This is a genomic window from Ruegeria sp. AI3, from assembly GCF_056541245.1.
The window spans coordinates 36,901-56,552 of record NZ_JBQFYA010000007.1 but is presented as its reverse complement, the minus strand read 5'-3'; the positions used below and the strand labels follow the sequence as shown (position 1 = coordinate 56,552).

Below are 19,652 nucleotides of genomic sequence, written 5' to 3'. Positions count from 1 at the left end.
CTTCTTACCCTTCCGCGCGGCCCCTGCCGCCGTCATCCGTTTCGCGCAAGCCACGCAGGCGCTGCGCTTCCTCTACAACACGTTTGGCGAGTCCGCCAGAGGCCAGCGCCGCATGAATCACGGTTTGGCGCCCAAATGCCGCCCCTAACTCGTCCGCCGTGAGCCATCCGATGTATTTTCCGAAGTGCGGCGTGCTGAGTTTCGACTTACCGCGCCCCGATCCATCGCTGGCCTGAATCAGTACCTGAGCCTCTTCCCGGTCCAGCCACGTCTTGACCTTTTCGTATCCGGCGACCGCATCGCCGGACTTGCGCGCCAGGCTGAGAAGCTCAACCACACGACGCGCGACTTGTTTTTCGACCTCATCGGCCAGGTCGGCTTGGGCCGTGACCTGCGCCTTGAACCCGCGTGAGAACAGCTTTTTGCTGACCGCCTTGTCCAAGGCCGCGCGATCTGCCGCCACATAGACCCCGCGCCCCGGCAATTTCGCCGCGACATCGGGATAGACCTGACCATCCGGCCCCGTCACAAAGCGGATCAGCCCGTATTTGGGCAGAACCTCGCCCGTGGCGATGCACTTGCGCTCAGGTCCGTCGGACCGATCCTTATGGACGCCACCGCGACCCATCTCAGCCACCCGAGGCCCTGAGATCAGGCCTCGGCCTCCTCTTCGGCTTCGACGTCTTCTTCTGCCTGCTCCAGCTCGTCCGGATCAACCCAGCCCAACATGATACGAGCAGTCATGACCAGATCCTGCGCCTCTTCCAGCGTTACGCCGAACGGCTCAAGCACACCGTCATCCTTGATACGCTCACCATCGACCGTGGTCCAGCCACCGGCCAGTTCCCAGTCGGCACAGGTTGCGAAGTCTTCGAGCGTCTTCACATCATCCTTGGCCAGCGCTTCGACCATCTGGGGTGTCAGGCCTTCGAATTCAATAAGGCTGTCCTCGGCACCCAGAGCGCGCGCGGCATCCAGCGCGGCCTTGGCCTGCGCCTCAAGGAAATCGCGGGCACGCGCCTGCAGTTCCTGGGCGGTGCCTTCGTCAACGCCGTCGATGACCAGCAGTTCGTCCAGCTCAACATAGGCAACCTCTTCGAGGTTGGTGAAGCCTTCGGAAACCAGCAGCTGGGCAAAGAACTCGTCCAGATCCAGGCTGTCCATGAACAGCTGGGTGCGAGCTTCGAATTCTTTCTGACGACGCGCCGATTCCTCGGCCTCGGTCATGATGTCGATGTCCAGGTTGGTCAGCTGGCTGGCCAGACGCACGTTTTGACCACGGCGACCGATAGCGAGGGACAGCTGTTCTTCGGGCACCACAACTTCGATCTTGCCGGCTTCTTCGTCCAGAACCACCTTGGAGACCTCGGCGGGCTGCAGCGCGTTCACCAGGAAGGTCGGCTGATCTTCGTTCCACGGGATGATGTCGATCTTTTCGCCCTGCAGCTCGTTCACAACGGCCTGCACACGGCTACCGCGCATACCAACGCAGGCGCCTACAGGGTCGATCGAACCATCATACGAGATCACGGCGATCTTGGCGCGCGAGCCGGGGTCACGGGCCACGGCCTTGACCTCGATGATGCCGTCATAGATTTCCGGCACTTCCATCTTGAACAGCTCGGCCATGAATTCCGGCGCGGTGCGCGACAGGAAGATCTGGTGGCCACGAACCTCGCGGCGGACCTCCTTGATATAGGCACGCACACGGTCATTCGGGCGATAGCTTTCGCGGCCGATCTTGTCATTGCGGCGCAGAACAGCCTCGGCACCGCCCAGATCAACGATGACGTTACCAAATTCTTCGCGCTTGACCGCACCGTTGATAATGGTGCCAGCACGATCCTTAAATTCTTCGTACTGACGGTCACGCTCGGCCTCGCGAACCTTCTGCAGGATCACTTGCTTGGCGGACTGAGCAGCAATACGGCCCATTTCAACCGGCGGCACTTCTTCCACGAAGACGTCGCCAACCTCGGGCGATTCCATGTACTGACGTGCCTGCTCGACGGTCATCTCGGCCTGGTAGTTTTCCAGTTCCTCTTCCTCGACCACGGTGCGGACGCGGGTAAAGGTCGCCTTGCCGGTCTTGCGATCGATGGAGACACGAATGTCCATTTCCGCGCCGTAACGGCTCTTGGCGGCACGGGCGAGCGATTCCTCCATCGCTTCGACAACCAGACCGGGGTCGATCATCTTTTCGCGGGCCACGGCCTCGGCGGTCTGCAGCAGCTCCAGCTGGTTGGCTGAGGTGATTGCCATCAGTTCGTCTCCTCTTCGGACCCTTCGGTCTCAATCTCGTCGAAAGCGTTTTCGTTCAGGGCACCCGCGTCTTTGCGCTGGCGCAGCATTTCCTTGATCAGCTCATCGGTCAGGACCAGCTTGGCGTCGCTCAGCCAGTCGAATTGCAGACCGATGGTGATCGTCTCAGCCCCCTCGGGGATGTTGATCAGAACCTCATCCCCTTCGATCCCGGCCAATTCACCCTTAAAGCGGCGGCGACCGTCGATCAGCTCGGCAGTTTCGATCTTGGCCTCATACCCTTCGAAATTTTCAAAGTCCTTGAGACGGGTCAGAGGGCGATCAATACCGGGGCTCGAGACCTCTAGCGTATAGGCATCGAGGATCGGGTCCTCGACATCCAGCGTAGCGCTGACCGCGTTGGAAATCTCGGCGCAGTCATCCACTTCGATACCGCCATCGGGCTTGTCGGCCATGATCTGCAGCGTGGTTTGCTTGCCGCTCATCAAACGGATGCGCACAAGCTCATACCCCAGATCCTCGATCACGGGGGTGATGATCTCGGCAAGTCGCCGGTCAATGGCCGCTTTGGCTATCAGGTCGTTTGTCATCAGGTTCTCTACCCTATGGATCGGGCACAAAAAAACGGGCGCGCGGCCCGTCGAATTTTCCGGTGGAGCCTTGAACCAGAAGTTCAACGCGCCGCTGTTGCAACTGCATATACGCAGGAGTTCCCGAGTCTGCAACCCCCGGCGCAATTCGTGATCGGATTTACGCCAACCACCACCGTTCGGCGATACGGCCATCATCCAGCGTCGCTTTACCGATCTGCCTTGGCATTCCCACCTGAGCCGCCACGGCCAGCGCCATGTCCGATTCGCTCGGGTAATAGCGCAGCCCCCGCTGGGATTTCAGTTCGCCTCTTTCGGGCAGGGCGGCAATGTCCACATATCCGTCACGCAAGGCTTCGGCGCGGACGCGCGCATCAGGGATCACGATGATTTCCACTGTATCGGCCCAACCGGCCTGACCGTCCTTGTAATGCCCGGCAACTTTGCGGCCCAGGAAATGACGCCCATCCTCGGCCCGCTCGACCCGGTAGCATCCGGTCCCGTTGGCCGCGTGTAAAGGCGTCACCGCCTGCCCATCGCGCGCTACGACAAAGCGGCTGTCGGCCAGCAGGAAGGGAAGACCAGGATTGGCCTCAGCCAGTTCCAGCCGCACGTGATCAGCGGCCAGGGCCTCGGCCTGACCAAGTTCAGCCAGCACGGCCACAATATCATCAGCGTGCAGCGCCGTTCCATTGTGGAACGAGACGTCTTGGCGCAGATCAAATCGCCAGATGTGCGCATTGTCTTCGGTCTGCCACCCAATCGCCAACTCTCCGCGCAATGTGCCATCCGGTGCAATCTCGGTCAGGGTGTCGAACACGGCCCCACGGGCCAACTGTTCCAAACTGTCATCGCGCGGAACTGCCAGCCGCAGCGCGCCACCTTTCTTCGGAGTATCGGCCAAAGACGCCCCGGTGGCCGCCAGCAGCGCGGCGGCAGCACCCGATGCAAACAGAGCACGGCGGTCCATCCGGGTCATGCCACCCCCTCGGCCACGCGGTCCATGATGCGGACAAGCTCGGCACTTATTCCGGGTTCCGACAGGGCGTGACCTGCATGGCGAACCATTTTCAGTTCGACATTGGGCCAGCGCTCGGCCAGCGACCACGCCGCCTGGGGCGGACAGATCATGTCATAGCGCCCCTGCACGATATGCCCGGGGATATGTGCGATGCGATCCATCTGATCCAGAATTTGCCCATCCTTCTGCAGAAAGGCATTGTTGGTGAAATAGTGATTCTCGAGCCGCGCAAAGGCCCGCGCGTATTCACCGGGGCTTTCGCCCGTCGATCCGTTCGAATGGATCGATGCCAAGGCGTTCTCCCACGCCGACCAAGCGCGCCCATACAAAACTTCGGTTGCCCGGTCGCCCGAGAACAGGCGTTTGTTGTAGGCCGCAATTGTATCCGACAGCTCTTCCTCGGACAGCAGGGCGGTGAATTTTGCCCATTGCTCGGGCCAGAACTTGCCCGCGCCGCCGCCATAGAACCAATCCAGCTCGGCCTGTGTCGCAAGAAACACGCCGCGCAGAACCAGACGGCTGACGCGATCAGGATGCGCCTGCGCGTAGATCAAAGCCAGAGTCGCGCCCCAGCTACCTCCAAACACGGTCCATTCGTCGATATCCAACAGCGACCGCAGTCGCTCGATGTCCTCAACCAGATGCCACGTCGTGTTGTCCTCGACCGAGGCATGGGGCCGCGATTTCCCGCATCCGCGCTGATCGAACAGAATCACCCGGAAGACACGTGGATCAAAATACCGCCGCATCGCGGGGCTGCAGCCACCCCCTGGTCCCCCATGCAGCACAACCACCGGCACCCCGTCGGGGTTGCCGCTTTGCTCCATATAAATCTGGTGCCCATCGCCCACACTAACCAACCGCTGATCAAAAGGATCGATCGGCGGGTAGAGATATTGCACTGCGTGCTTTTGGTCCGGGTACTTGTCCATTATGGCCCTATATAGTCCTTAAGACGTAAAAGAGCACACGGAGACAGGAATGCAAGCGCATCCGAACACGGTCGACCCATCCGAGATCGCTAAATTCGAGGCGATGGCAGCGGAATGGTGGGACCCGCATGGGAAATTCAAGCCTCTGCACATGCTGAATCCGTGCCGACTGGATTATATCACACAACAGATCGCGGGTGAGTTTGACCGCGACTTGACCGCGCCTATGCCGTTCGAGGGTCTGCGCCTTCTGGATATCGGGTGCGGCGGAGGGCTGCTGAGCGAACCCATGGCCCGCCTTGGGGCCGAGGTGGTGGGGGCCGACGCCGCCGAGGGCAACCTGCCCGTCGCGCGCATCCATGCCGAGCAATCGGGCCTTGAGATAGACTATCGCCACACCACCGCCGAGGACATGGCCGCTGCAGGCGAGCAGTTCGACGTTGTGCTGAACATGGAAGTGGTCGAACATGTTGCCGACCCGCTAAGCTACCTGACCGCCACGCAACAATTGCTGAAACCCGGCGGGCTCGAGATTTGCTCGACCATCAACCGCAACCCGAAATCCTATGCCATGGCCATCTTCGGGGCCGAGGTTGTCATGCGCTGGCTGCCACGCGGCACACATGAGTGGAACAAGTTCATCACCCCCGATGAGCTGTTCGAACTACTACGCCAAGCAGGGCTGGAGCCGGTGGACCGCAAGGGATTCGTCTTCAACCCGATCCTCTGGAGCTGGTCGATCTCAGACAGGGATTTGAGCGTGAACTATGTGACGGCGAGTTTGAACCCGGGGTAGTCTCAGCACAAATATGCGACCGATCAGCAACTGGACAATTGGGTGGTTCCTTCCGCTCTATGATCGAAATCCGCTTGTCGGAAGCGTGTTGGGCTTAGCGTGCATATTTTTTGCGCTCATTGCGATTGGAGTGTTCATGCTTGCGATCAAAGAGAACGCCGGAACTCCGATTCCGACAACCGGGCTGGTATAGGCGCCTATTGTCATCATGCTGTTGAAACCATCGTCGATGGTTATATGCCTAGCGTGCGAATTCCTATGACGGAATTTTGGCGTATATTCTCTACTGAAAGTTAGAGGTTGCCCAATTCGCGAAAGATATGAACCTGCAGACTTGAGCAAGGTCCTCTCGCGCCCTCAAGAATCCATTACTGGTGCAGAGTGGCATTTCTCACCGCTACTCCCCCTCCAACTGCAACCGCAAATCCCTCAATACGGGCAGCGTGCTGCGGACGCGCTCCAACCCCAGCTCTCCAACCACGCGGTTGATCAGCGGAGCAATCGAGGAAATCGCCTGATCGCGCGCGCGGCGGCCAGCGGGGCTGATCGCGACCATCTTGCGGCGGGCGTCGTCCCAGTCGGGACGGATGTGGATGTAGCCGGCCCATTCCAGCTTGGCCAAAGTGTTGGTCATTGCGCCTCGGGTCACGTGGAAGGTGCTGGCGAGTTGCGCGGGCGTCCGTTCTCCTCCGGCATAGGCCAGATGGTTCAGCACCGAGAAATGCGAGATTTCCATGCCCTTGGGCAGCACCCGGCTCAGCCGGTTACGCAATAGCTGGTCGGCGGTCAGGATCTCGCTGAAAAGCGTGACCGCAAGGGCATTGGTGTCGTCTGTCATGGTCCGGTTCTGGTTCAGGGGCCGTCAAAAGCCCGCACATGGGTCAATGAGGGCACGCGACGGCGCGCCTCGGACACAGAACTATCATTCAATTCGAAAAAGTGAATGCCCGGATCGGTCCCTGCGTCGATCAGAACCTCTCCCCAAGGGGCGACGACCATGCTGTGACCGTGGGTGTGGCGGGTTTTGCCCCGCGTTTTGGGATGGGCGCCGGTTTGCGCGGGGGCCAGAACCCAGCAGCCGGTCTCAATCGCGCGTGCGCGCAGCAGCGATTCCCAATGCGCGGCCCCTGTGACAGGCGAAAACGCCGCCGGGACGGTCAAAATCCGCGCCCCGGCCTGCGCCAAAGCGGCATGCAGATGCGGAAAGCGGATGTCATAGCAGATGGTCAGGCCGACCTTGCCGAAATCTGTCTCGGCGATGACGGCCTTGTCGCCGGGGCGGTAATTGGCCGATTCGCGGAAGGTTTCGGTCTCGGTCACCTGCACATCGAACATGTGGATTTTGTCATAGCTCGCTACGATCTGCCCTTTGCGGTCGATCATGAAGCACCGGTTGGCAAAACGGCCATCTGCATCATGGGTCTTGATCCCCAACGAGCCGATCAGCAGCCAAACACCCAACTCAGCGGCCTGCGCCCGCAGACCGGCCAGAGTTGTGTCGTCTTCCTCATGCTGCAACACCTCGCGCTGCCGGGTGGTGCTGTTGGACACGCAATTCGTGACCTCGGGGGTCAGGATGAACTGCGCGCCTTGCTCGGCGGCCTCGGCCATAATGGCGCGAACCATTTCCAGATTCGCAGCCGGATCGTCCGACGAGGTGATTTGCAGCAGAGCGGTCTTCATCACGCCGCCAGCAGACGGTCCAGCTTGCCCTGACGGTCGAGCTCATAGAGGTCATCACAGCCGCCAACGTGATCGGGGCCGATGAAGATCTGCGGCACGGTGCGTTTGCCGCCGGCACGTTTGATCATCTCGGGCTTGCGCTTGGGGTGCATCAATACGTCGATTTCCTTGAACTCGACCCCTTTTTGCTTCAGCAGGCGTTTGGCCGCGTGGCAGAAGCCGCACAGAGGCGATGTGTAGATTTCAACAGGTTTCATAAATCCGTCCCTTCGGGTTTCACACGATCTTGTGCGAATTAGGCATCCTTGGCAACGCGCGCCAGCACCAACACGAAAATATGATTTGCCCCAGCGGCAAGACACGCCTGCGTACAGGCCGCCAGCGTGGCACCTGAGGTCATCACGTCATCCACCAACAGGATATCACGCCCTTTGATGCGCTGATCTCGTTTGGGATGCGGCGCTATGACCCCATCCAGTGCATCAGCACGCTGGGCGGCTGTTTTGCCGTCCAGAACCGGCGTACGCGCCGTTCGAACCAGCAGGTCCAGGCAGACCTGCAACCCCGTTTCGCGCCCCAGATGCTGCGCCAGAAGCGCCGATTGGTTATACCTCCGTTTCACCAGGCGGGACCAGTGCAGCGGAACCGGAGCGATCAACATGTCGGGCTTCAGAACCTCTCGGCCCGCCTGCGCCATCCAGCGCGCGGCGGGTTTCGCCAGTTCGGGCCGGTCGCCATGTTTCAACGCCAGGATCAGGGATTTCGCCCGCCCTTTATACAGCAGCGCTGCGCGCCCGTCCTTCCACGGGCGAGGCGTCTTTCGGCAATCGTCACAGTCGATCCGAAAGCCGTCCCTTTCGCCGGGGACGGGCATGCCGCAACTGTCGCAGACCGTGCCGCCGATGAACGGCGTGTCCCGCCAACATGTTGCACACAGGCCAAAGTCGGATTCGGTCAGCTCTCCGCAGCTCATGCATCGCGGGGGATAGATCAGGTGCAACGCTGTTTGAACTCGGGGCCAAATGCGATACCTGCGGGGTATGAAAATGCCTGCGTCCAATGCACCCTCTCTGTTTGACCGCGCCACCCAGCGCCACCGCCGCGCGCGGGTTAGGGATGAGGCCCTATTCCTGCACCGCGCCGCTGTAGACGAGGTGCAGGATCGGCTAAGCATGGTTAACAGAACCTTTACGGCGCCTGCGATTGTGACCCCTTTTGCGCATATCTGGCAGGATGCAATGCCCGGCGCGACGCTCGTGGCGGATGAAGAAACGCTGGAGCTTACGCCTGGCACGCATGATCTGGTGGTTCACGCCATGGCCCTGCATTGGGCCAATGACCCGGTCGGCCAACTGATCCAATGTCACCGCGCCTTACGCCCGGATGGGCTGCTATTGACCGTCTGTCTGGGCGGAGAGACCCTGCATCAGCTGCGCGCCGCCCTTGGGCAGGCCGAGATTGAGGTGACCGGTGGCCTCAGCCCCCGAATCGCTCCGATGGGAGAGCTGCGGGATCTAGGAGCTCTGCTGCAACGCACTGGGCTGGCGCTGCCGGTGGCGGATGCGGTGCCTATGACTGCGGAATATCGAGACCTGACCCATCTGATGCAGGACCTGCGCGCGATGGCCGAAACCAACGTGCTGACCAACCGATTGAAATCCCCGACCCGCCGCAAGGTGTTCGAACGCGCGCAGAGTATCTACGCAGAACATTTCGCGACACCTCAAGGCCGCCTGCCCGCCACGTTCGAGCTGATCTGCCTGACCGGCTGGTCGCCCGACGACAGCCAACCCAAACCGCTGCGCCCCGGATCCGCCCGGATGCGCCTTGCCGAAGCCCTTGGTACCAGCGAGGGCAAACTGTCCGATTGACGACCGGACATTTCCCCTTATCTCAGGCCAGACCTAGAAAATGCAGGAAGACCCAAATGTTTGACGCCACACGCCCCGTGCATGCACCAGCCGACCACCCCAAGGTTAAAATGGGGCGCGTGGGCATCCTGCTGGCCAATTTGGGCACGCCCGATCACTACAGCTATTGGCCAATGCGCCGCTATTTGAACGAGTTCCTCTCGGACCGCCGAGTGATCGACTACCCGGCGTGGAAATGGCAGCCGATTCTGCAGGCGATCATCCTGACCAAGCGCCCCTTTAGCTCGGGTGAGGCTTACAAGTCGATCTGGAATCATGACAAGGGTGAAAGCCCGCTGATGACGATCACCAAGGACCAGACCGCCAAGCTGCGCGATGCGATGCAGGCTCGCTATGGCGATCAGGTGATAGTCGATTTCTGCATGCGCTACGGCAATCCGTCTACCAAATCCAAGGTCCGGAATATGGTGGCAGAAGGCTGTGACCGCATCCTGTTCTTCCCGCTCTATCCGCACTATGCCGGTGCCACGACGGCAACCGCCAATGACCAGTTCTTCCGTTGCCTGATGGAGGAACCGTGGCAACCTGCGAGCCGTACGGTACCCGCCTACTACGACGACGACACCTATATCGAGGCGTTGGCCCAATCCGTCGAACGCGCCTATGCCAAGATGGAGACAAAGCCGGACGTGCTGGTCTGCTCCTACCACGGGATGCCTGAACGATATCTGCAGCAGGGCGATCCCTATCACTGCCAATGCGTCAAGACCTCACGATTGCTGAAAGAGCGGCTCGGCTGGTCGGACGATCAGCTGGTCTCAACCTTCCAGTCGCGCTTTGGCCCCGAGGAGTGGTTGAAGCCCTATACGGTCGACCACGTGGCCGATCTGGCGAAACAGGGTAAAAAGAACATCGCGGTTATTGCACCGGCGTTCTCGGCCGATTGCATCGAGACGCTGGAAGAGATCAATGAAGAGATCAAGGAAAGCTTTGAAGAGGCCGGCGGTGAACACTTCACCTATATTCCCTGCCTCAATGACGATGATTCGCATATCGCCGCTTTGGGCAAGATCATCGAAGACAATCTGAACGGCTGGCTGGACTAACCAGCCCCGACAACTGGACATGAAAAAAGGCGGTGGAAAGCTCCACCGCCTTTTCTCTGGATATTGCTCGTCGAATTAGCTTGCTGCAACAGCTGCGGCAACTACAACCAGCAGGATCAGCGGCAGGATGATGCCCTGCGACGTGCCCTGGGTTTCTTCAACAACAACAGGTGCCTCAACAACCGGCTCTTCCAGGTTACCGGCATAAGCGGTCGAAGCAGCAGCGGTCAGTGCAGCGGCGAGAACGAGTTTTTTCATATTAACCTCCAGAATCTGCACGGCTCCAGTCCGCGGAACCGCACATCTAAGACTTACCTCGTGATATTTTTCTAATCAGCAAAGCGGTTGGAATGCAATTGCAACTTGCCGATTAATCGAGTCGGTGAGCGAAAATGTCGTCAAATTAGCAACACTTGCGTGCCGACCTTCGCCATTGAGAACAGCTCGGCGATGTCTTCGTTGAACAGGCCGATGCAGCCATTCGAAGATTTCCGCCCGATCTTGCGCGTGTCATGTGTACCGTGGATGCGGTAATACTTCCACCCCAGATACAAAGCGTGCGTTCCCAATGGGTTATCGGGGCCGGGCGGGATGTAATCGGGCCATTCAGGGTTTCGTCTCTTCATCGACGGCGTCGGAGACCAGCTTGGCCCCTCAACCTTGCGAATGACGCTGGTGCGCCCGCGACGGGTCATCTCCTCGGTCAAAGGAACCGAAGAGGGGTAGAGTTTGTATACAGATTGATCATTTGACCAATAATGCAGCGCTCGTGACGTGGTATCGACAAGAATGGCCCCGTTTCTGGTGTTCGAGAAATAAGGCCGCCAGTCCTGAGCGCGGAATCCTGAGACATTACGCCGGACCGGCGCTTCGGGTTCAGGTGCAGGTCGTAGCGGGTCGCCCGGGATGTACTGCGCGATCGCAGGCGCGGCCAGCAGAGACGAGGCTCCGGCCAGAAACCCCCGGCGCGTCGAAAGAGGAATGTGCTTTTTAACCATGACAAAAGGTCCTTCGTTATGGCGAAATGGAAAATCTGGCCCATTTTATTGCCAGAATGCTTCAGTCGCAAACCAAACCGGCAGAATCATGCAGGGTATGGTCATTGTGCGTTTGCTCAAGACAGCCTAGCGCGTTATGCCCGTTAGCGACACAATAATCAGGTCGATCATGACGCGTATCTTTTCTTTTCTGTTGATTTGCCTTGTCGCCTTGGCGGCATGTACCGACACGAGCACCACGGCGCTGGGTGCCGATGGGCGCCCCTTACCTTCAGTCTACAAAATCCGTGGCAACCCCGAGAAGCTGCAGTTCCGCATGCTCGATTCGGTGAATGCACTGCGGCAGGCGCAGGGCTTGCAGTCCGTGCAACTGAACTCTCAGTTGAACGCGGCTGCGGCGACGCATTCCAAAGATATGGCCCGACAGAATCGTCCCTGGCACTTCGGATCGGATGGCTCTTCCCCGATCGACCGAGCGGCACGCGTTGGCTATTTCGGGACGTTCCTGGGTGAGGCGATCTCGGAAACCTATGAGACGGAAACCGAGACACTGGCCGCCTGGATGCAGGAACCCGGCCCCCGTTCTGTAATCCTGGACCCCAAGGCGACGCAGATGGGCTTTGCGTGGCATCAGGAAAACGGCGGTAAGATCTGGTGGACGCTGGAAATGGGAACCGGCGGCTAACAACCCTCCCCCTCCCAAAACAAAAAAGCCCGCGGTTTTCGCGGGCTTTTTTCAATTTCACAAGGCTTTAGGCGGCTTGCATAGACTGCGCTTCGGTAAGGATCGCGTAAAGCTTGACCGGATCAGGGTTCGCCCGCAGCTTGGCGCAAACCGCGCTGTCACGCAGAGTGCGCGACACCAGTGCCAAAGCCTTGAGGTGATCCACACCCGCCTCTTCAGGTGCAAACAGCGCAAAGGCGATGTCCACCGGCTGGCGGTCAACCGCGCTAAAGTCGATCGGCTTCTCAAGCATCACAAAAACGCCTGAGACCGACTCGATCCCGCCCAGCCGCGCATGTGGCAATGCCACGCCATGACCTACACCCGTGGGGCCGAGGCTTTCGCGCTCCAGCAGGCAATCCACGACGATCTGGGTATCCAGATCCAAAGCACTGGCAGCAACGTCGCCGATTTCCTGAAACAGCCGCTTCTTGCTAGATGCGGCAGATAACACACGTACTGCTTCGGGCTTGAGAATGCTCGAAAGCTCCATGATCATGCTCCATAGCGGCCTTTGCGTGCTAAGGCCGACCTCTCTCAACTTGCCTGTTTAAGGATCAATCCAGCCGATATTGCCGTCATCGCGGCGATACACGACATTCAACCCATCCTTGTTCTCATTCCGGAACACTAACACCGGCGCTCCGGCAAGTTCCATTTGCATTACGGCCTCACCAACGCTGAGCGATGGGATCTTTGTTTCCATCTCAGCCACAATCATGGGCTGTAGCGATTCGGGTTCATCTGCCGTGTTCGATTCGTCAGAGGCGAGGATATAAGAGGACGCCCCAAAGAGTTCAACAGGCTCAGAACGATCCTTGTGATGGTCCTTCAGGCGGCGCTTGTAGCGGCGCAACTGTGTTTCCATCTTGTCACAGCATGCCTCGAACGCTGCATAGATCTCGGTTGCGTGGGCCTTGGCCTGAGCGGTCAGGCCGGTAGATAAATGTACAGTCGTTTCGCATACATATTCATGCGCCGAACGGGAAAAGACGACATTGGCGTCGGTCGGGCGCTGGGCATACTTGCCAACAACTTCGCCCAGTTCGGTCTGCACGTGGGTCTGCAGGGCCGCACCGATGTCGATCTGTTTTCCGCTGATTTGGTAACGCATGTGATCTCCTTCACAATTCACACCCATTCTGACGTTGCGTCACGCAACATGCTTGTTTTTATCGGGTGGGGGATATCGACATTTTGATCGGTTGCTGCCGTCCCAGCCCTTCAGTGAAGGGGTATCGAGATCCAGACTGGAACCGAATAAATGCCATACCCCAATTGAGACAAGAGGCGGCGGAAGAGTCAATCAAAACAGAGCTGTATATACGCGATTTCCGCGAAGCGTCCGGCGAAAAATCGCCCAACCCTATGAAATACGGAAGTTTTCGCCCAGATAAACCCGGCGCACGTTTTCGTTCTCGACCACTTCGTCAGGTGTACCTGACATCAGAACCTGCCCGTCATGCAGGATATAGGCACGATCCACGATCTCGAGCGTTTCGCGCACGTTGTGGTCGGTGATCAACACGCCAATCCCGCGCTTCTTCAGATCAGCCACCAGATGCCGGATATCCCCCACACTGATTGGGTCAACGCCAGCAAAGGGTTCATCAAGCAGCAGATATTTCGGATCGGCGGCCAGACAGCGCGCGATCTCTACCCGGCGCCGCTCACCACCGGACAGGGCAAGCGCGGGCGCGCGGCGCAGGTGTTCGATCGAGAAATCCGACAGCAACTCCTCCAACCGCTCTTTCCGGCGATGGGCGTGCTTGACGGTGATATCCAGAACCGAGGCGATATTGTCCTCGACGCTCATGCCGCGAAAAATCGACATCTCCTGCGGAAGATAGCCGATCCCAAGACGAGCGCGGCGATACATCGGCAGCGTCGTGACATTCTGCCCGTCTATCGTGACCTTACCGGCTTCGGGGAAAACCAGCCCGGCGACGGAGTAAAAGGTCGTCGTCTTACCCGACCCGTTCGGACCCAGCAGTGCGACTACTTCGGACCGGTCGAGCGTCATGGACACATCCCGGATCACAGTTTTTTTCCGATAGGATTTGCGCAGTTTATCGATGCGCAGACCTGCGCTTCCTTCCGCGACAGACAAGGTTGGGGCAGCCATCAGTTTCCGCCACCCTGCTGAAGAATGGTTTTGACGCGGCCCGTCATCGTTGCGGTGCCCGAGGTCAGGTTCGCAACCATCTGGTCGCCGCTGATCGTGCTGGGCCCCTGTGTCAGCAGCACGTTGCCCTTCATCACGATCACACCTGTGTCGATGGTGTATTCCGCCTGATCCCCTTCGGCGGCATCCGGAGGGCTGACCAGAACGACATTCTCGGTCGCTTCCATCCGTTCAATGGATGAGCGGTCCTGACTGTAGATCACCAGAACCCGCTCAGCCGACAGGCGCATTTCCCCCTGAATCACGATCACATTGCCGAGAAACTCGGCCGATCCATCCTCTTGATTGACGTTCAGTGAGTCCGAGGTCACCTCGACCGGCAGGCTGGGGTCGGCCTTGACCGAACCGAATGCAACCTGCGCTTCCTGTGCGATGGCAGAAACCGGGCCCATCAACAGAGCCATGCAAACAAAGAGAAATCGAAAATAGATCACAGGTTATCTTTCTGCTTTTGTTGGCTCATATACCAACTTCACGCCGTCTGTAAAAAGAATATGGACCGGTCCGTCCTTTTTTTCAGTGCCAAATTGCATACGACCGGCAGAGAATGTTCCGATGACGCCGGTGCCATCGACCTGACCGGGAGTGTCGCCACGTATTTCTTCCAGCGATGTATTCAAAAGGTCGGTCGTGACCTTAATGCCGTCCGAGGTGGTAATCACCACATCGCCAACAAAAGTCGCCGTCCCCTTATCGGGCCGGATCAGGCCCGAGTTGGAATCCAGTTTGATCTCACCACCGTTCAGCATCCCGAACCGCCCGCGAAACTGCGCCGCCGTCGGCTCTTCGCCCTCGGACCCTTGGGTCACCCTGGTCGACTCAATCTGTACCTCTTCGCCCTTTTTGGTGGTACCGCGGTAGTTGGGTTGCGTAATGACCTGCCCGGCCAGGCGATCTTCGATATCCTCCTGCGAGAAGGGCACCGAGACATCGGTTTCGATGCTGCGAGACAGAAGGAAAACGGTGGACAGCAAGACAATCGCCGTCAGAGGCAGCAGCACCTTGAGGAACTGAACCATGCGGGAATAGCGATCCACCGTATCGCTCCCTAACCCAGACCGACGCGCAGGCAGTCGTGGATGTGCAACAGACCCTGCGCCTGCCCATCCGCTTCAGGATCGACCACGAACAGCGATGTGATCTTGCGGTCATTCATGATGCCTACGGCCTCTTCCGCCATGGCGTTAGGCGCGATGGTCAGAGGATCGCGGGTCATGACCTCATCCGTGGTCTTGTTCAAAAGCCCGTCCATGTTGCGGCGCAAGTCGCCATCCGTCACGATGCCCAACAGGCGACCCGCATCATCTGTCACACCTACTACGCCAAAGCTCTTCTGGCTCATGACCAGCAGCGCCTCGCTCATGGAGGTACCGGACCGCACCACGGGCAAATCGGCATGCATGAGGTCGCGCACCGTGGACAGCTGCGCGCCGAGTTTGCCGCCGGGGTGGAAGGCGCGGAAGTCCTCTGGCTTGAAATCACGGTGCTTCATCAGCGCGATCGCCAAGGCATCGCCCATAGCCAGCGTCAGCGTGGTCGAGATCGAGGGCACCATGCCGAACCCGCAGGCCTCACCCAAAGAAGGGATCAGCAGATGCACGTCAGCTTGTTTCATCAGCGTGCTTTCCGGCTTGCTGGACAGACCGATCAGCGGAATGCCGAATCGGCGCGTAAAGGCCAGAAGGTTGACCAGCTCCGGCGCTTCGCCGGAGTTCGAGATCGCCAGAACCACATCATCCTTGGACACCATGCCCAGATCACCGTGGCTCGCCTCGGCGGGGTGGACGAAATAGGCGGGCGTGCCGGTCGAGGCCAATGTGGCCGCGATCTTGTGGCCGATATGGCCCGACTTGCCGATACCGCTGATGATGATGCGACCGGTGGCCTGCAGGATCAGCTGCACCGCTTCGGCAAAATCCTCGTTCAGGCTTTCGGCCAGCGCGTCCAGTGCGCGGGCCTCATCGGTGACAACCTGACGGGCGGTTTTCAGGAATGCTTCGGTATCGGTCATGAGTGCGCAAAAATATCAGTTTCGGGCCAGCCTGCGAGGTCGAGTTTCGCACGCATCGGCAGGAAGTCAAAACAGGCCTGCGCCATCTCGGTCCGGCCTTCGCGGGCCAGCCGCTTGTTCAGCTCATCCCGCAGGCGATGCAGGTACAACACGTCCGAAGCCGCGTATTCCAGTTGGGCCTCAGACAGGGTCTCGGCGCCCCAATCGCTCATCTGCTGTTGCTTCGAGATATCGACGCCGATCAACTCCTGACACAGGTTTTTCAGCCCGTGGCGGTCGGTATAAGTGCGCACGAGGCGGCTGGCGATCTTGGTGCAATAGACCGGTGCGGCCAATGCCCCAAAGGCGTGGTACATCGCGGCGATATCGAAACGCCCGAAATGGAACAGTTTCAGCACGTTGGGGTCTTCCAGCATGGCGCAGAGGTTCGGAGCCTCGGTCTGCCCCTTTTCAACCTGAACGATATGGCTGTTGCCGTCGCCGCCAGACATCTGGATCACGCACAAGCGATCCCGATGCGGATTCAGCCCCATGGTTTCACAGTCGATGGCCACGAACGGCCCAAGGTCCAGCCCTTCAGGCAGGTCGTTTTTATAAAGGTGGTTTGCCACAGAGGTTTCCTTTGTGCGGTCTCGACCCCGAGATAGGCGGTTTATCCGGTAAACTCAACGCTGAGCCTGTAGCCGGGCATTCTGTCGCTTTGTGGGCTTGATATTATCCCTATGGGGGGGATAAGGATAAGCCATGACTGATCACACGCATGAATCGCACCCGCTAATCACCGCCCGCCTGAAACGGGCGCATGGGCATCTGGCGAAAGTCATTGCCATGCTCGAAGATCAAGCGCCCTGCTCCGACGTTGCCCAGCAACTGTTTGCGGTCGAGAAAGCAATCACCAATGCCAAGCGGGTTCTTATCCACGATCATATCGACCATTGCCTGACATCCGAGGACGGATCGGCCATCGAAGATTTCAAAACCATTACAAAGTACCTCTGACCAATGCTCAGTGTCCTGCAAAATCGCACCTATCGCCACCTTCTGGCAGCTCAGGTCGTTGCGTTAACGGGGACCGGGTTGGCGACGATCGCTTTGGGCCTTCTGGCCTATGATCTGGCGGGCGAGGCTGCGGGGATGGTGTTGGGCACGGCTCTGACCATCAAGATGGTCGCCTATGTGGGGATTGCCCCGCTGGCGGCGGCGTTTGCAGAACAACTCGACCGGCGCAGGATGCTGGTGGTGCTGGATCTGATACGGGCTGCGGTCGCACTGTGCCTGCCCTTCGTATCCGAGGTCTGGCAGATCTATGTACTGATTTTCGTCCTGCAATCGGCCTCGGCCGGGTTCACCCCCGCGTTTCAGGCTACGATTCCCGACGTCCTGACGGATGAACAGGACTACACGCGCGCGCTGTCCTTGTCGCGCCTTGCCTACGATCTGGAAAGCCTGCTCAGCCCAATGCTGGCGGCTGCGTTGTTGGTCTTTGTCAGTTTTGACACGCTGTTTTGGGGGACCGGAGCTGGGTTTATTGCCTCGGCGCTGCTGGTGGTGTCCGTTTTTCTGCCCTCGCCCAAACCCGCAGAGCGACGCGGAATATACGAACGGACAACGCGCGGCATCCGCATCTATCTGTCGACAACACGTTTGCGCGGCCTTCTGGCACTCAGTTGGTCTGCAGCGGCGCTGAGCTCTATGGTGATCGTCAATACTGTGGTCCTTGTGCGCGCGGATCTGGGCCTGTCCGAAAGCGCCGTGGCCATAGCTCTGGCCGGATTCGGCGGCGGCTCGATGATCGCGGCCTTCGTACTTCCCTCTCTGCTGGATCGGTTCAAGGACCGCCGGGTCATGCTGACCGGGGCGACAATTGGCGTGCTGGCCATGGCCGGAGCAGCCATGACATCCGGAGCACTCACCCTACCGCTGCTCACGGCCTTCTGGGCCTGCGTGGGCTTCGGCTATTCAATGACCCTGACCCCCTCGGGCCGCCTATTGACCCGCTCGGCCCGGCCCGAAGACCGACCCGCCGTATTTGCCGCCCAGTTCACCCTATCCCATGCCTGTTGGTTGGTCCTCTATCCGCTATCGGGATGGCTGATGACCCGTTTCTGCGCAACCGTGGTCATGACCACCACAACCTGCGTTTCTGCCTTAGGCATCGCTGCTGCACTGATCATCTGGCCGCGGTCCGACAAAGCACCCTCTGCGCAGAAGCCTTGAGCCTCCGGGCGCTTCTGCCGTAAACCAGAGCGACCCTGCCGGAGGCCCCATGGATCAGCTCGACCGCCGCATCATCACCGCGCTGCAGCACAATGCCCGTGAATCGACCACGAATATCGCGGCCAAGCTGGGTGTGGCCCGCACTACCGTGCATGAGCGGATCAAACGCATGGAAGACCGCGGCGTGATTGCGGGCTATTCCGTTCAATTGCACGCCACCGACGATACCCCGCGCGTGCAGGTGATCGTAATGCTTGAGGTCCAGCAAAAGGAAACCACCCGCATCATCAAACGGCTTGAAGCCTATCCCGAGGTCAAACGATGCCTGTCGATCAATGGCGAGTTTGACCTGCTGCTCTCCGCCGAGGCCCCCCGGATCGAGGATCTGGATATTCTGGTCGATGAACTGGCCAAAATCCCCGGCGTTCTGCGCACCAATACCAGCGTCGTGTTCGGACGTCGGATCGACCGAAAATGATGGGGCGATAACCCTCTGTAAACTGATGACTGGCTAGCTTGGCCCGGAATGACCCGAATCCCGGACCGGCAGAATGCCCCATTGTTTCGTCTCGATTGTCTTTGTGCTGACGCTTGCGCTGATTGCGCAGGTCGGGCGTGCCATGCCGGATGCCCGAACGGGTGATATCTGCGATCAGGCCGCACGCCGCGCCGCGCTGTCCGAAGGCGTACCACTGGACGTGTTGCGCGCCATTTCACGGGTTGAGACGGGGCGCACCCATGAAGGGCGGCTACAACCCTGGCCCTGGACCATCAATGTCGAAGGGCAGGGCTATTGGTTCACCTCCGAGCTTGAGGCAAAAACCTATGTTTTCCGAATTTTCAAAGCCGGCAAGCGCAGCTTTGACATCGGGTGTTTTCAGATCAACTACCGCTGGCACGGTAAAGCCTTCCGCTCGATCGACGCGATGTTCGACCCGCAGGAAAACGCCACCTACGCCGCACGGTTTCTCAAAGACCTCTATGCCGAGCTTGGATCGTGGCCCGCCGCCGCCGGGGCCTATCATTCGCGCACGCCGTCTTTGGCCGAGGCTTATCGCGGTCGGTTCCAGACCGTTCTGACCCAGCTGGACGGGTCCGTTCCACCACAAACTCACGTCGCGTCGCGGGACCCATTCACCGGCGCCGCAGCCCCGCTGATCCCGGCGCAACCGGTTGAATCCAATGGCGGGTCTCTGGGGTCTCTGGTTCCGGCGGCGGGTGCTGCCACCGCCTTCATCGCATTCAACTAGGAGGTC

26 protein-coding genes are annotated in these 19,652 nt (G+C 59.4%); 8 read left to right on the top strand and 18 right to left on the bottom strand.

The window, feature by feature from the left end:
- Nucleotides 1-4 precede the first annotated feature (4 nt).
- The 5 genes from ACRZ95_RS12025 to pip form a co-directional block, all read right to left on the bottom strand.
- Nucleotides 5-628 (bottom strand): RNA-binding protein, encoded by a 624-nt coding sequence (locus tag ACRZ95_RS12025; RefSeq protein ID WP_170679219.1) that lies wholly within the window; start codon nucleotides 626-628, stop codon nucleotides 5-7.
- A gap of 23 nt (nucleotides 629-651) precedes the next feature.
- On the bottom strand, nucleotides 652-2,262 hold the full coding sequence (gene nusA / locus ACRZ95_RS12020) for a transcription termination factor NusA (RefSeq protein WP_170679221.1): 1,611 nt from the start codon (nucleotides 2,260-2,262) through the stop codon (nucleotides 652-654).
- Nucleotides 2,262-2,852 (bottom strand): ribosome maturation factor RimP, encoded by a 591-nt coding sequence (gene rimP / locus ACRZ95_RS12015; RefSeq protein WP_170679223.1) that lies wholly within the window; start codon nucleotides 2,850-2,852, stop codon nucleotides 2,262-2,264. The genes nusA and rimP overlap by 1 nt, the downstream gene beginning before the upstream one ends.
- Before the next feature lie 160 nt (nucleotides 2,853-3,012).
- Entirely contained in the window at nucleotides 3,013-3,831 is an 819-nt protein-coding gene (locus tag ACRZ95_RS12010) for an ABC transporter substrate-binding protein (protein ID WP_170679225.1), read from the bottom strand.
- A complete protein-coding gene (gene pip / locus ACRZ95_RS12005; RefSeq protein ID WP_170679227.1) occupies nucleotides 3,828-4,805 on the bottom strand; it encodes a prolyl aminopeptidase in 978 nt (325 codons plus the stop codon). Before pip ends, ACRZ95_RS12010 begins: the two co-directional genes overlap by 4 nt.
- A 49-nt stretch (nucleotides 4,806-4,854) precedes the next feature.
- Between pip and ubiG the strand changes: the two genes are divergently transcribed.
- A complete protein-coding gene (gene ubiG / locus ACRZ95_RS12000) occupies nucleotides 4,855-5,601 on the top strand; it encodes a bifunctional 2-polyprenyl-6-hydroxyphenol methylase/3-demethylubiquinol 3-O-methyltransferase UbiG (RefSeq protein WP_170679229.1) in 747 nt (248 codons plus the stop codon).
- A gap of 397 nt (nucleotides 5,602-5,998) precedes the next feature.
- Here the strand turns inward: ubiG and ACRZ95_RS11995 are convergent, their stop codons facing one another.
- From ACRZ95_RS11995 to ACRZ95_RS11980, 4 genes are read right to left on the bottom strand one after another with little or no spacing between them, the layout of a single operon-like run.
- Nucleotides 5,999-6,439: a MarR family winged helix-turn-helix transcriptional regulator gene (locus ACRZ95_RS11995; protein ID WP_170379967.1), complete on the bottom strand. Its 441-nt coding sequence runs from the start codon at nucleotides 6,437-6,439 to the stop codon at nucleotides 5,999-6,001.
- Between the two features lie 14 nt (nucleotides 6,440-6,453).
- Nucleotides 6,454-7,284 carry a carbon-nitrogen hydrolase family protein gene (locus tag ACRZ95_RS11990; RefSeq protein ID WP_170679231.1) on the bottom strand — a complete coding sequence of 277 codons (831 nt, stop codon included), beginning with the start codon at nucleotides 7,282-7,284 and terminating at the stop codon, nucleotides 6,454-6,456.
- Nucleotides 7,284-7,541 carry a glutaredoxin 3 gene (gene grxC / locus ACRZ95_RS11985; protein WP_170379965.1) on the bottom strand — a complete coding sequence of 86 codons (258 nt, stop codon included), beginning with the start codon at nucleotides 7,539-7,541 and terminating at the stop codon, nucleotides 7,284-7,286. Before grxC ends, ACRZ95_RS11990 begins: the two co-directional genes overlap by 1 nt.
- Nucleotides 7,542-7,579: 38 nt before the next feature.
- Nucleotides 7,580-8,344 (bottom strand): double zinc ribbon domain-containing protein, encoded by a 765-nt coding sequence (locus tag ACRZ95_RS11980; protein ID WP_480554987.1) that lies wholly within the window; start codon nucleotides 8,342-8,344, stop codon nucleotides 7,580-7,582.
- Between ACRZ95_RS11980 and ACRZ95_RS11975 the strand changes: the two genes are divergently transcribed.
- Nucleotides 8,325-9,155: a methyltransferase domain-containing protein gene (locus ACRZ95_RS11975; protein ID WP_170679332.1), complete on the top strand. Its 831-nt coding sequence runs from the start codon at nucleotides 8,325-8,327 to the stop codon at nucleotides 9,153-9,155. The two genes, ACRZ95_RS11980 and ACRZ95_RS11975, sit on opposite strands and share 20 nt — an antisense overlap.
- A gap of 56 nt (nucleotides 9,156-9,211) precedes the next feature.
- Entirely contained in the window at nucleotides 9,212-10,261 is a 1,050-nt protein-coding gene (gene hemH, locus ACRZ95_RS11970; protein WP_170679235.1) for a ferrochelatase, read from the top strand.
- Nucleotides 10,262-10,336: 75 nt separating this feature from the next.
- Here the strand turns inward: hemH and ACRZ95_RS11965 are convergent, their stop codons facing one another.
- Together ACRZ95_RS11965 and ACRZ95_RS11960 are read right to left on the bottom strand one after the other, a co-directional pair.
- The gene (locus ACRZ95_RS11965; RefSeq protein WP_170379961.1) at nucleotides 10,337-10,519 is read right to left on the bottom strand and encodes a hypothetical protein; all 183 of its coding nucleotides are present in this window, start codon (nucleotides 10,517-10,519) and stop codon (nucleotides 10,337-10,339) included.
- Between the two features lie 140 nt (nucleotides 10,520-10,659).
- Entirely contained in the window at nucleotides 10,660-11,259 is a 600-nt protein-coding gene (locus ACRZ95_RS11960; RefSeq protein ID WP_170470964.1) for a L,D-transpeptidase, read from the bottom strand.
- A 169-nt stretch (nucleotides 11,260-11,428) separates the two neighbouring features.
- Between ACRZ95_RS11960 and dalA the strand changes: the two genes are divergently transcribed.
- Nucleotides 11,429-11,944: a divisome-associated lipoprotein DalA gene (gene dalA, locus ACRZ95_RS11955; RefSeq protein WP_170379959.1), complete on the top strand. Its 516-nt coding sequence runs from the start codon at nucleotides 11,429-11,431 to the stop codon at nucleotides 11,942-11,944.
- 67 nt (nucleotides 11,945-12,011) lie between these two features.
- On the opposite strand, the gene ACRZ95_RS11950 is transcribed toward dalA, so the two are convergent.
- From ACRZ95_RS11950 to ACRZ95_RS11920, 7 genes are all read right to left on the bottom strand, one after another.
- Nucleotides 12,012-12,476: a PTS sugar transporter subunit IIA gene (locus ACRZ95_RS11950; RefSeq protein ID WP_170679237.1), complete on the bottom strand. Its 465-nt coding sequence runs from the start codon at nucleotides 12,474-12,476 to the stop codon at nucleotides 12,012-12,014.
- 57 nt (nucleotides 12,477-12,533) lie between these two features.
- Entirely contained in the window at nucleotides 12,534-13,097 is a 564-nt protein-coding gene (gene hpf, locus ACRZ95_RS11945; RefSeq protein WP_170379957.1) for a ribosome hibernation-promoting factor, HPF/YfiA family, read from the bottom strand.
- A gap of 252 nt (nucleotides 13,098-13,349) precedes the next feature.
- Nucleotides 13,350-14,108 carry an LPS export ABC transporter ATP-binding protein gene (gene lptB, locus ACRZ95_RS11940; RefSeq protein ID WP_170679238.1) on the bottom strand — a complete coding sequence of 253 codons (759 nt, stop codon included), beginning with the start codon at nucleotides 14,106-14,108 and terminating at the stop codon, nucleotides 13,350-13,352.
- Complete coding sequence (locus ACRZ95_RS11935; RefSeq protein WP_480554985.1) at nucleotides 14,108-14,602, bottom strand: LptA/OstA family protein; 495 nt, start codon at nucleotides 14,600-14,602, stop codon at nucleotides 14,108-14,110. The genes lptB and ACRZ95_RS11935 overlap by 1 nt, the downstream gene beginning before the upstream one ends.
- A 3-nt stretch (nucleotides 14,603-14,605) precedes the next feature.
- Nucleotides 14,606-15,205 (bottom strand): LPS export ABC transporter periplasmic protein LptC, encoded by a 600-nt coding sequence (gene lptC, locus ACRZ95_RS11930; protein ID WP_170679241.1) that lies wholly within the window; start codon nucleotides 15,203-15,205, stop codon nucleotides 14,606-14,608.
- 11 nt (nucleotides 15,206-15,216) lie between these two features.
- The gene (locus tag ACRZ95_RS11925; protein WP_170679243.1) at nucleotides 15,217-16,179 is read right to left on the bottom strand and encodes a KpsF/GutQ family sugar-phosphate isomerase; all 963 of its coding nucleotides are present in this window, start codon (nucleotides 16,177-16,179) and stop codon (nucleotides 15,217-15,219) included.
- Complete coding sequence (locus ACRZ95_RS11920) at nucleotides 16,176-16,790, bottom strand: ribonuclease D (RefSeq protein ID WP_170679245.1); 615 nt, start codon at nucleotides 16,788-16,790, stop codon at nucleotides 16,176-16,178. Before ACRZ95_RS11920 ends, ACRZ95_RS11925 begins: the two co-directional genes overlap by 4 nt.
- A 133-nt stretch (nucleotides 16,791-16,923) precedes the next feature.
- Between ACRZ95_RS11920 and ACRZ95_RS11915 the strand changes: the two genes are divergently transcribed.
- The 4 genes from ACRZ95_RS11915 (at nucleotide 16,924) to ACRZ95_RS11900 (ending at nucleotide 19,646) form a co-directional block, all read left to right on the top strand.
- A complete protein-coding gene (locus tag ACRZ95_RS11915) occupies nucleotides 16,924-17,178 on the top strand; it encodes a metal-sensing transcriptional repressor (RefSeq protein ID WP_170679252.1) in 255 nt (84 codons plus the stop codon).
- A gap of 3 nt (nucleotides 17,179-17,181) precedes the next feature.
- Nucleotides 17,182-18,396 (top strand): MFS transporter, encoded by a 1,215-nt coding sequence (locus tag ACRZ95_RS11910; RefSeq protein WP_170679254.1) that lies wholly within the window; start codon nucleotides 17,182-17,184, stop codon nucleotides 18,394-18,396.
- A gap of 49 nt (nucleotides 18,397-18,445) precedes the next feature.
- Entirely contained in the window at nucleotides 18,446-18,874 is a 429-nt protein-coding gene (locus ACRZ95_RS11905) for an Lrp/AsnC family transcriptional regulator (RefSeq protein WP_170679256.1), read from the top strand.
- A gap of 73 nt (nucleotides 18,875-18,947) precedes the next feature.
- On the top strand, nucleotides 18,948-19,646 hold the full coding sequence (locus ACRZ95_RS11900; protein ID WP_480554982.1) for a lytic transglycosylase domain-containing protein: 699 nt from the start codon (nucleotides 18,948-18,950) through the stop codon (nucleotides 19,644-19,646).
- Nucleotides 19,647-19,652: the final 6 nt, after the last annotated feature.

Bases quoted from the DNA above. Each gene is read 5' to 3' on its own strand.
- ACRZ95_RS11965 (WP_170379961.1), bottom strand. From the start codon at position 10,519: ATGAAAAAACTCGTTCTCGCCGCTGCACTGACCGCTGCTGCTTCGACC.
- ACRZ95_RS11990 (WP_170679231.1), bottom strand. From the start codon at position 7,284: ATGAAGACCGCTCTGCTGCAAATCACCTCGTCGGACGATCCGGCTGCG.
- lptB (WP_170679238.1), bottom strand. From the start codon at position 14,108: ATGGCTGCCCCAACCTTGTCTGTCGCGGAAGGAAGCGCAGGTCTGCGC.
- rimP (WP_170679223.1), bottom strand. From the start codon at position 2,852: ATGACAAACGACCTGATAGCCAAAGCGGCCATTGACCGGCGACTTGCC.
- ACRZ95_RS11950 (WP_170679237.1), bottom strand. From the start codon at position 12,476: ATGGAGCTTTCGAGCATTCTCAAGCCCGAAGCAGTACGTGTGTTATCT.
- ubiG (WP_170679229.1), top strand. From the start codon at position 4,855: ATGCAAGCGCATCCGAACACGGTCGACCCATCCGAGATCGCTAAATTC.
- hemH (WP_170679235.1), top strand. From the start codon at position 9,212: ATGTTTGACGCCACACGCCCCGTGCATGCACCAGCCGACCACCCCAAG.
- ACRZ95_RS11925 (WP_170679243.1), bottom strand. From the start codon at position 16,179: ATGACCGATACCGAAGCATTCCTGAAAACCGCCCGTCAGGTTGTCACC.
- ACRZ95_RS11960 (WP_170470964.1), bottom strand. From the start codon at position 11,259: ATGGTTAAAAAGCACATTCCTCTTTCGACGCGCCGGGGGTTTCTGGCC.
- ACRZ95_RS11915 (WP_170679252.1), top strand. From the start codon at position 16,924: ATGACTGATCACACGCATGAATCGCACCCGCTAATCACCGCCCGCCTG.
- ACRZ95_RS12025 (WP_170679219.1), bottom strand. From the start codon at position 628: ATGGGTCGCGGTGGCGTCCATAAGGATCGGTCCGACGGACCTGAGCGC.
- ACRZ95_RS11995 (WP_170379967.1), bottom strand. From the start codon at position 6,439: ATGACAGACGACACCAATGCCCTTGCGGTCACGCTTTTCAGCGAGATC.
- hpf (WP_170379957.1), bottom strand. From the start codon at position 13,097: ATGCGTTACCAAATCAGCGGAAAACAGATCGACATCGGTGCGGCCCTG.
- ACRZ95_RS11975 (WP_170679332.1), top strand. From the start codon at position 8,325: ATGAAAATGCCTGCGTCCAATGCACCCTCTCTGTTTGACCGCGCCACC.
- ACRZ95_RS11900 (WP_480554982.1), top strand. From the start codon at position 18,948: ATGCCCCATTGTTTCGTCTCGATTGTCTTTGTGCTGACGCTTGCGCTG.
- grxC (WP_170379965.1), bottom strand. From the start codon at position 7,541: ATGAAACCTGTTGAAATCTACACATCGCCTCTGTGCGGCTTCTGCCAC.
- ACRZ95_RS12010 (WP_170679225.1), bottom strand. From the start codon at position 3,831: ATGACCCGGATGGACCGCCGTGCTCTGTTTGCATCGGGTGCTGCCGCC.
- pip (WP_170679227.1), bottom strand. From the start codon at position 4,805: ATGGACAAGTACCCGGACCAAAAGCACGCAGTGCAATATCTCTACCCG.
- nusA (WP_170679221.1), bottom strand. From the start codon at position 2,262: ATGGCAATCACCTCAGCCAACCAGCTGGAGCTGCTGCAGACCGCCGAG.
- dalA (WP_170379959.1), top strand. From the start codon at position 11,429: ATGACGCGTATCTTTTCTTTTCTGTTGATTTGCCTTGTCGCCTTGGCG.
- ACRZ95_RS11905 (WP_170679256.1), top strand. From the start codon at position 18,446: ATGGATCAGCTCGACCGCCGCATCATCACCGCGCTGCAGCACAATGCC.
- ACRZ95_RS11910 (WP_170679254.1), top strand. From the start codon at position 17,182: ATGCTCAGTGTCCTGCAAAATCGCACCTATCGCCACCTTCTGGCAGCT.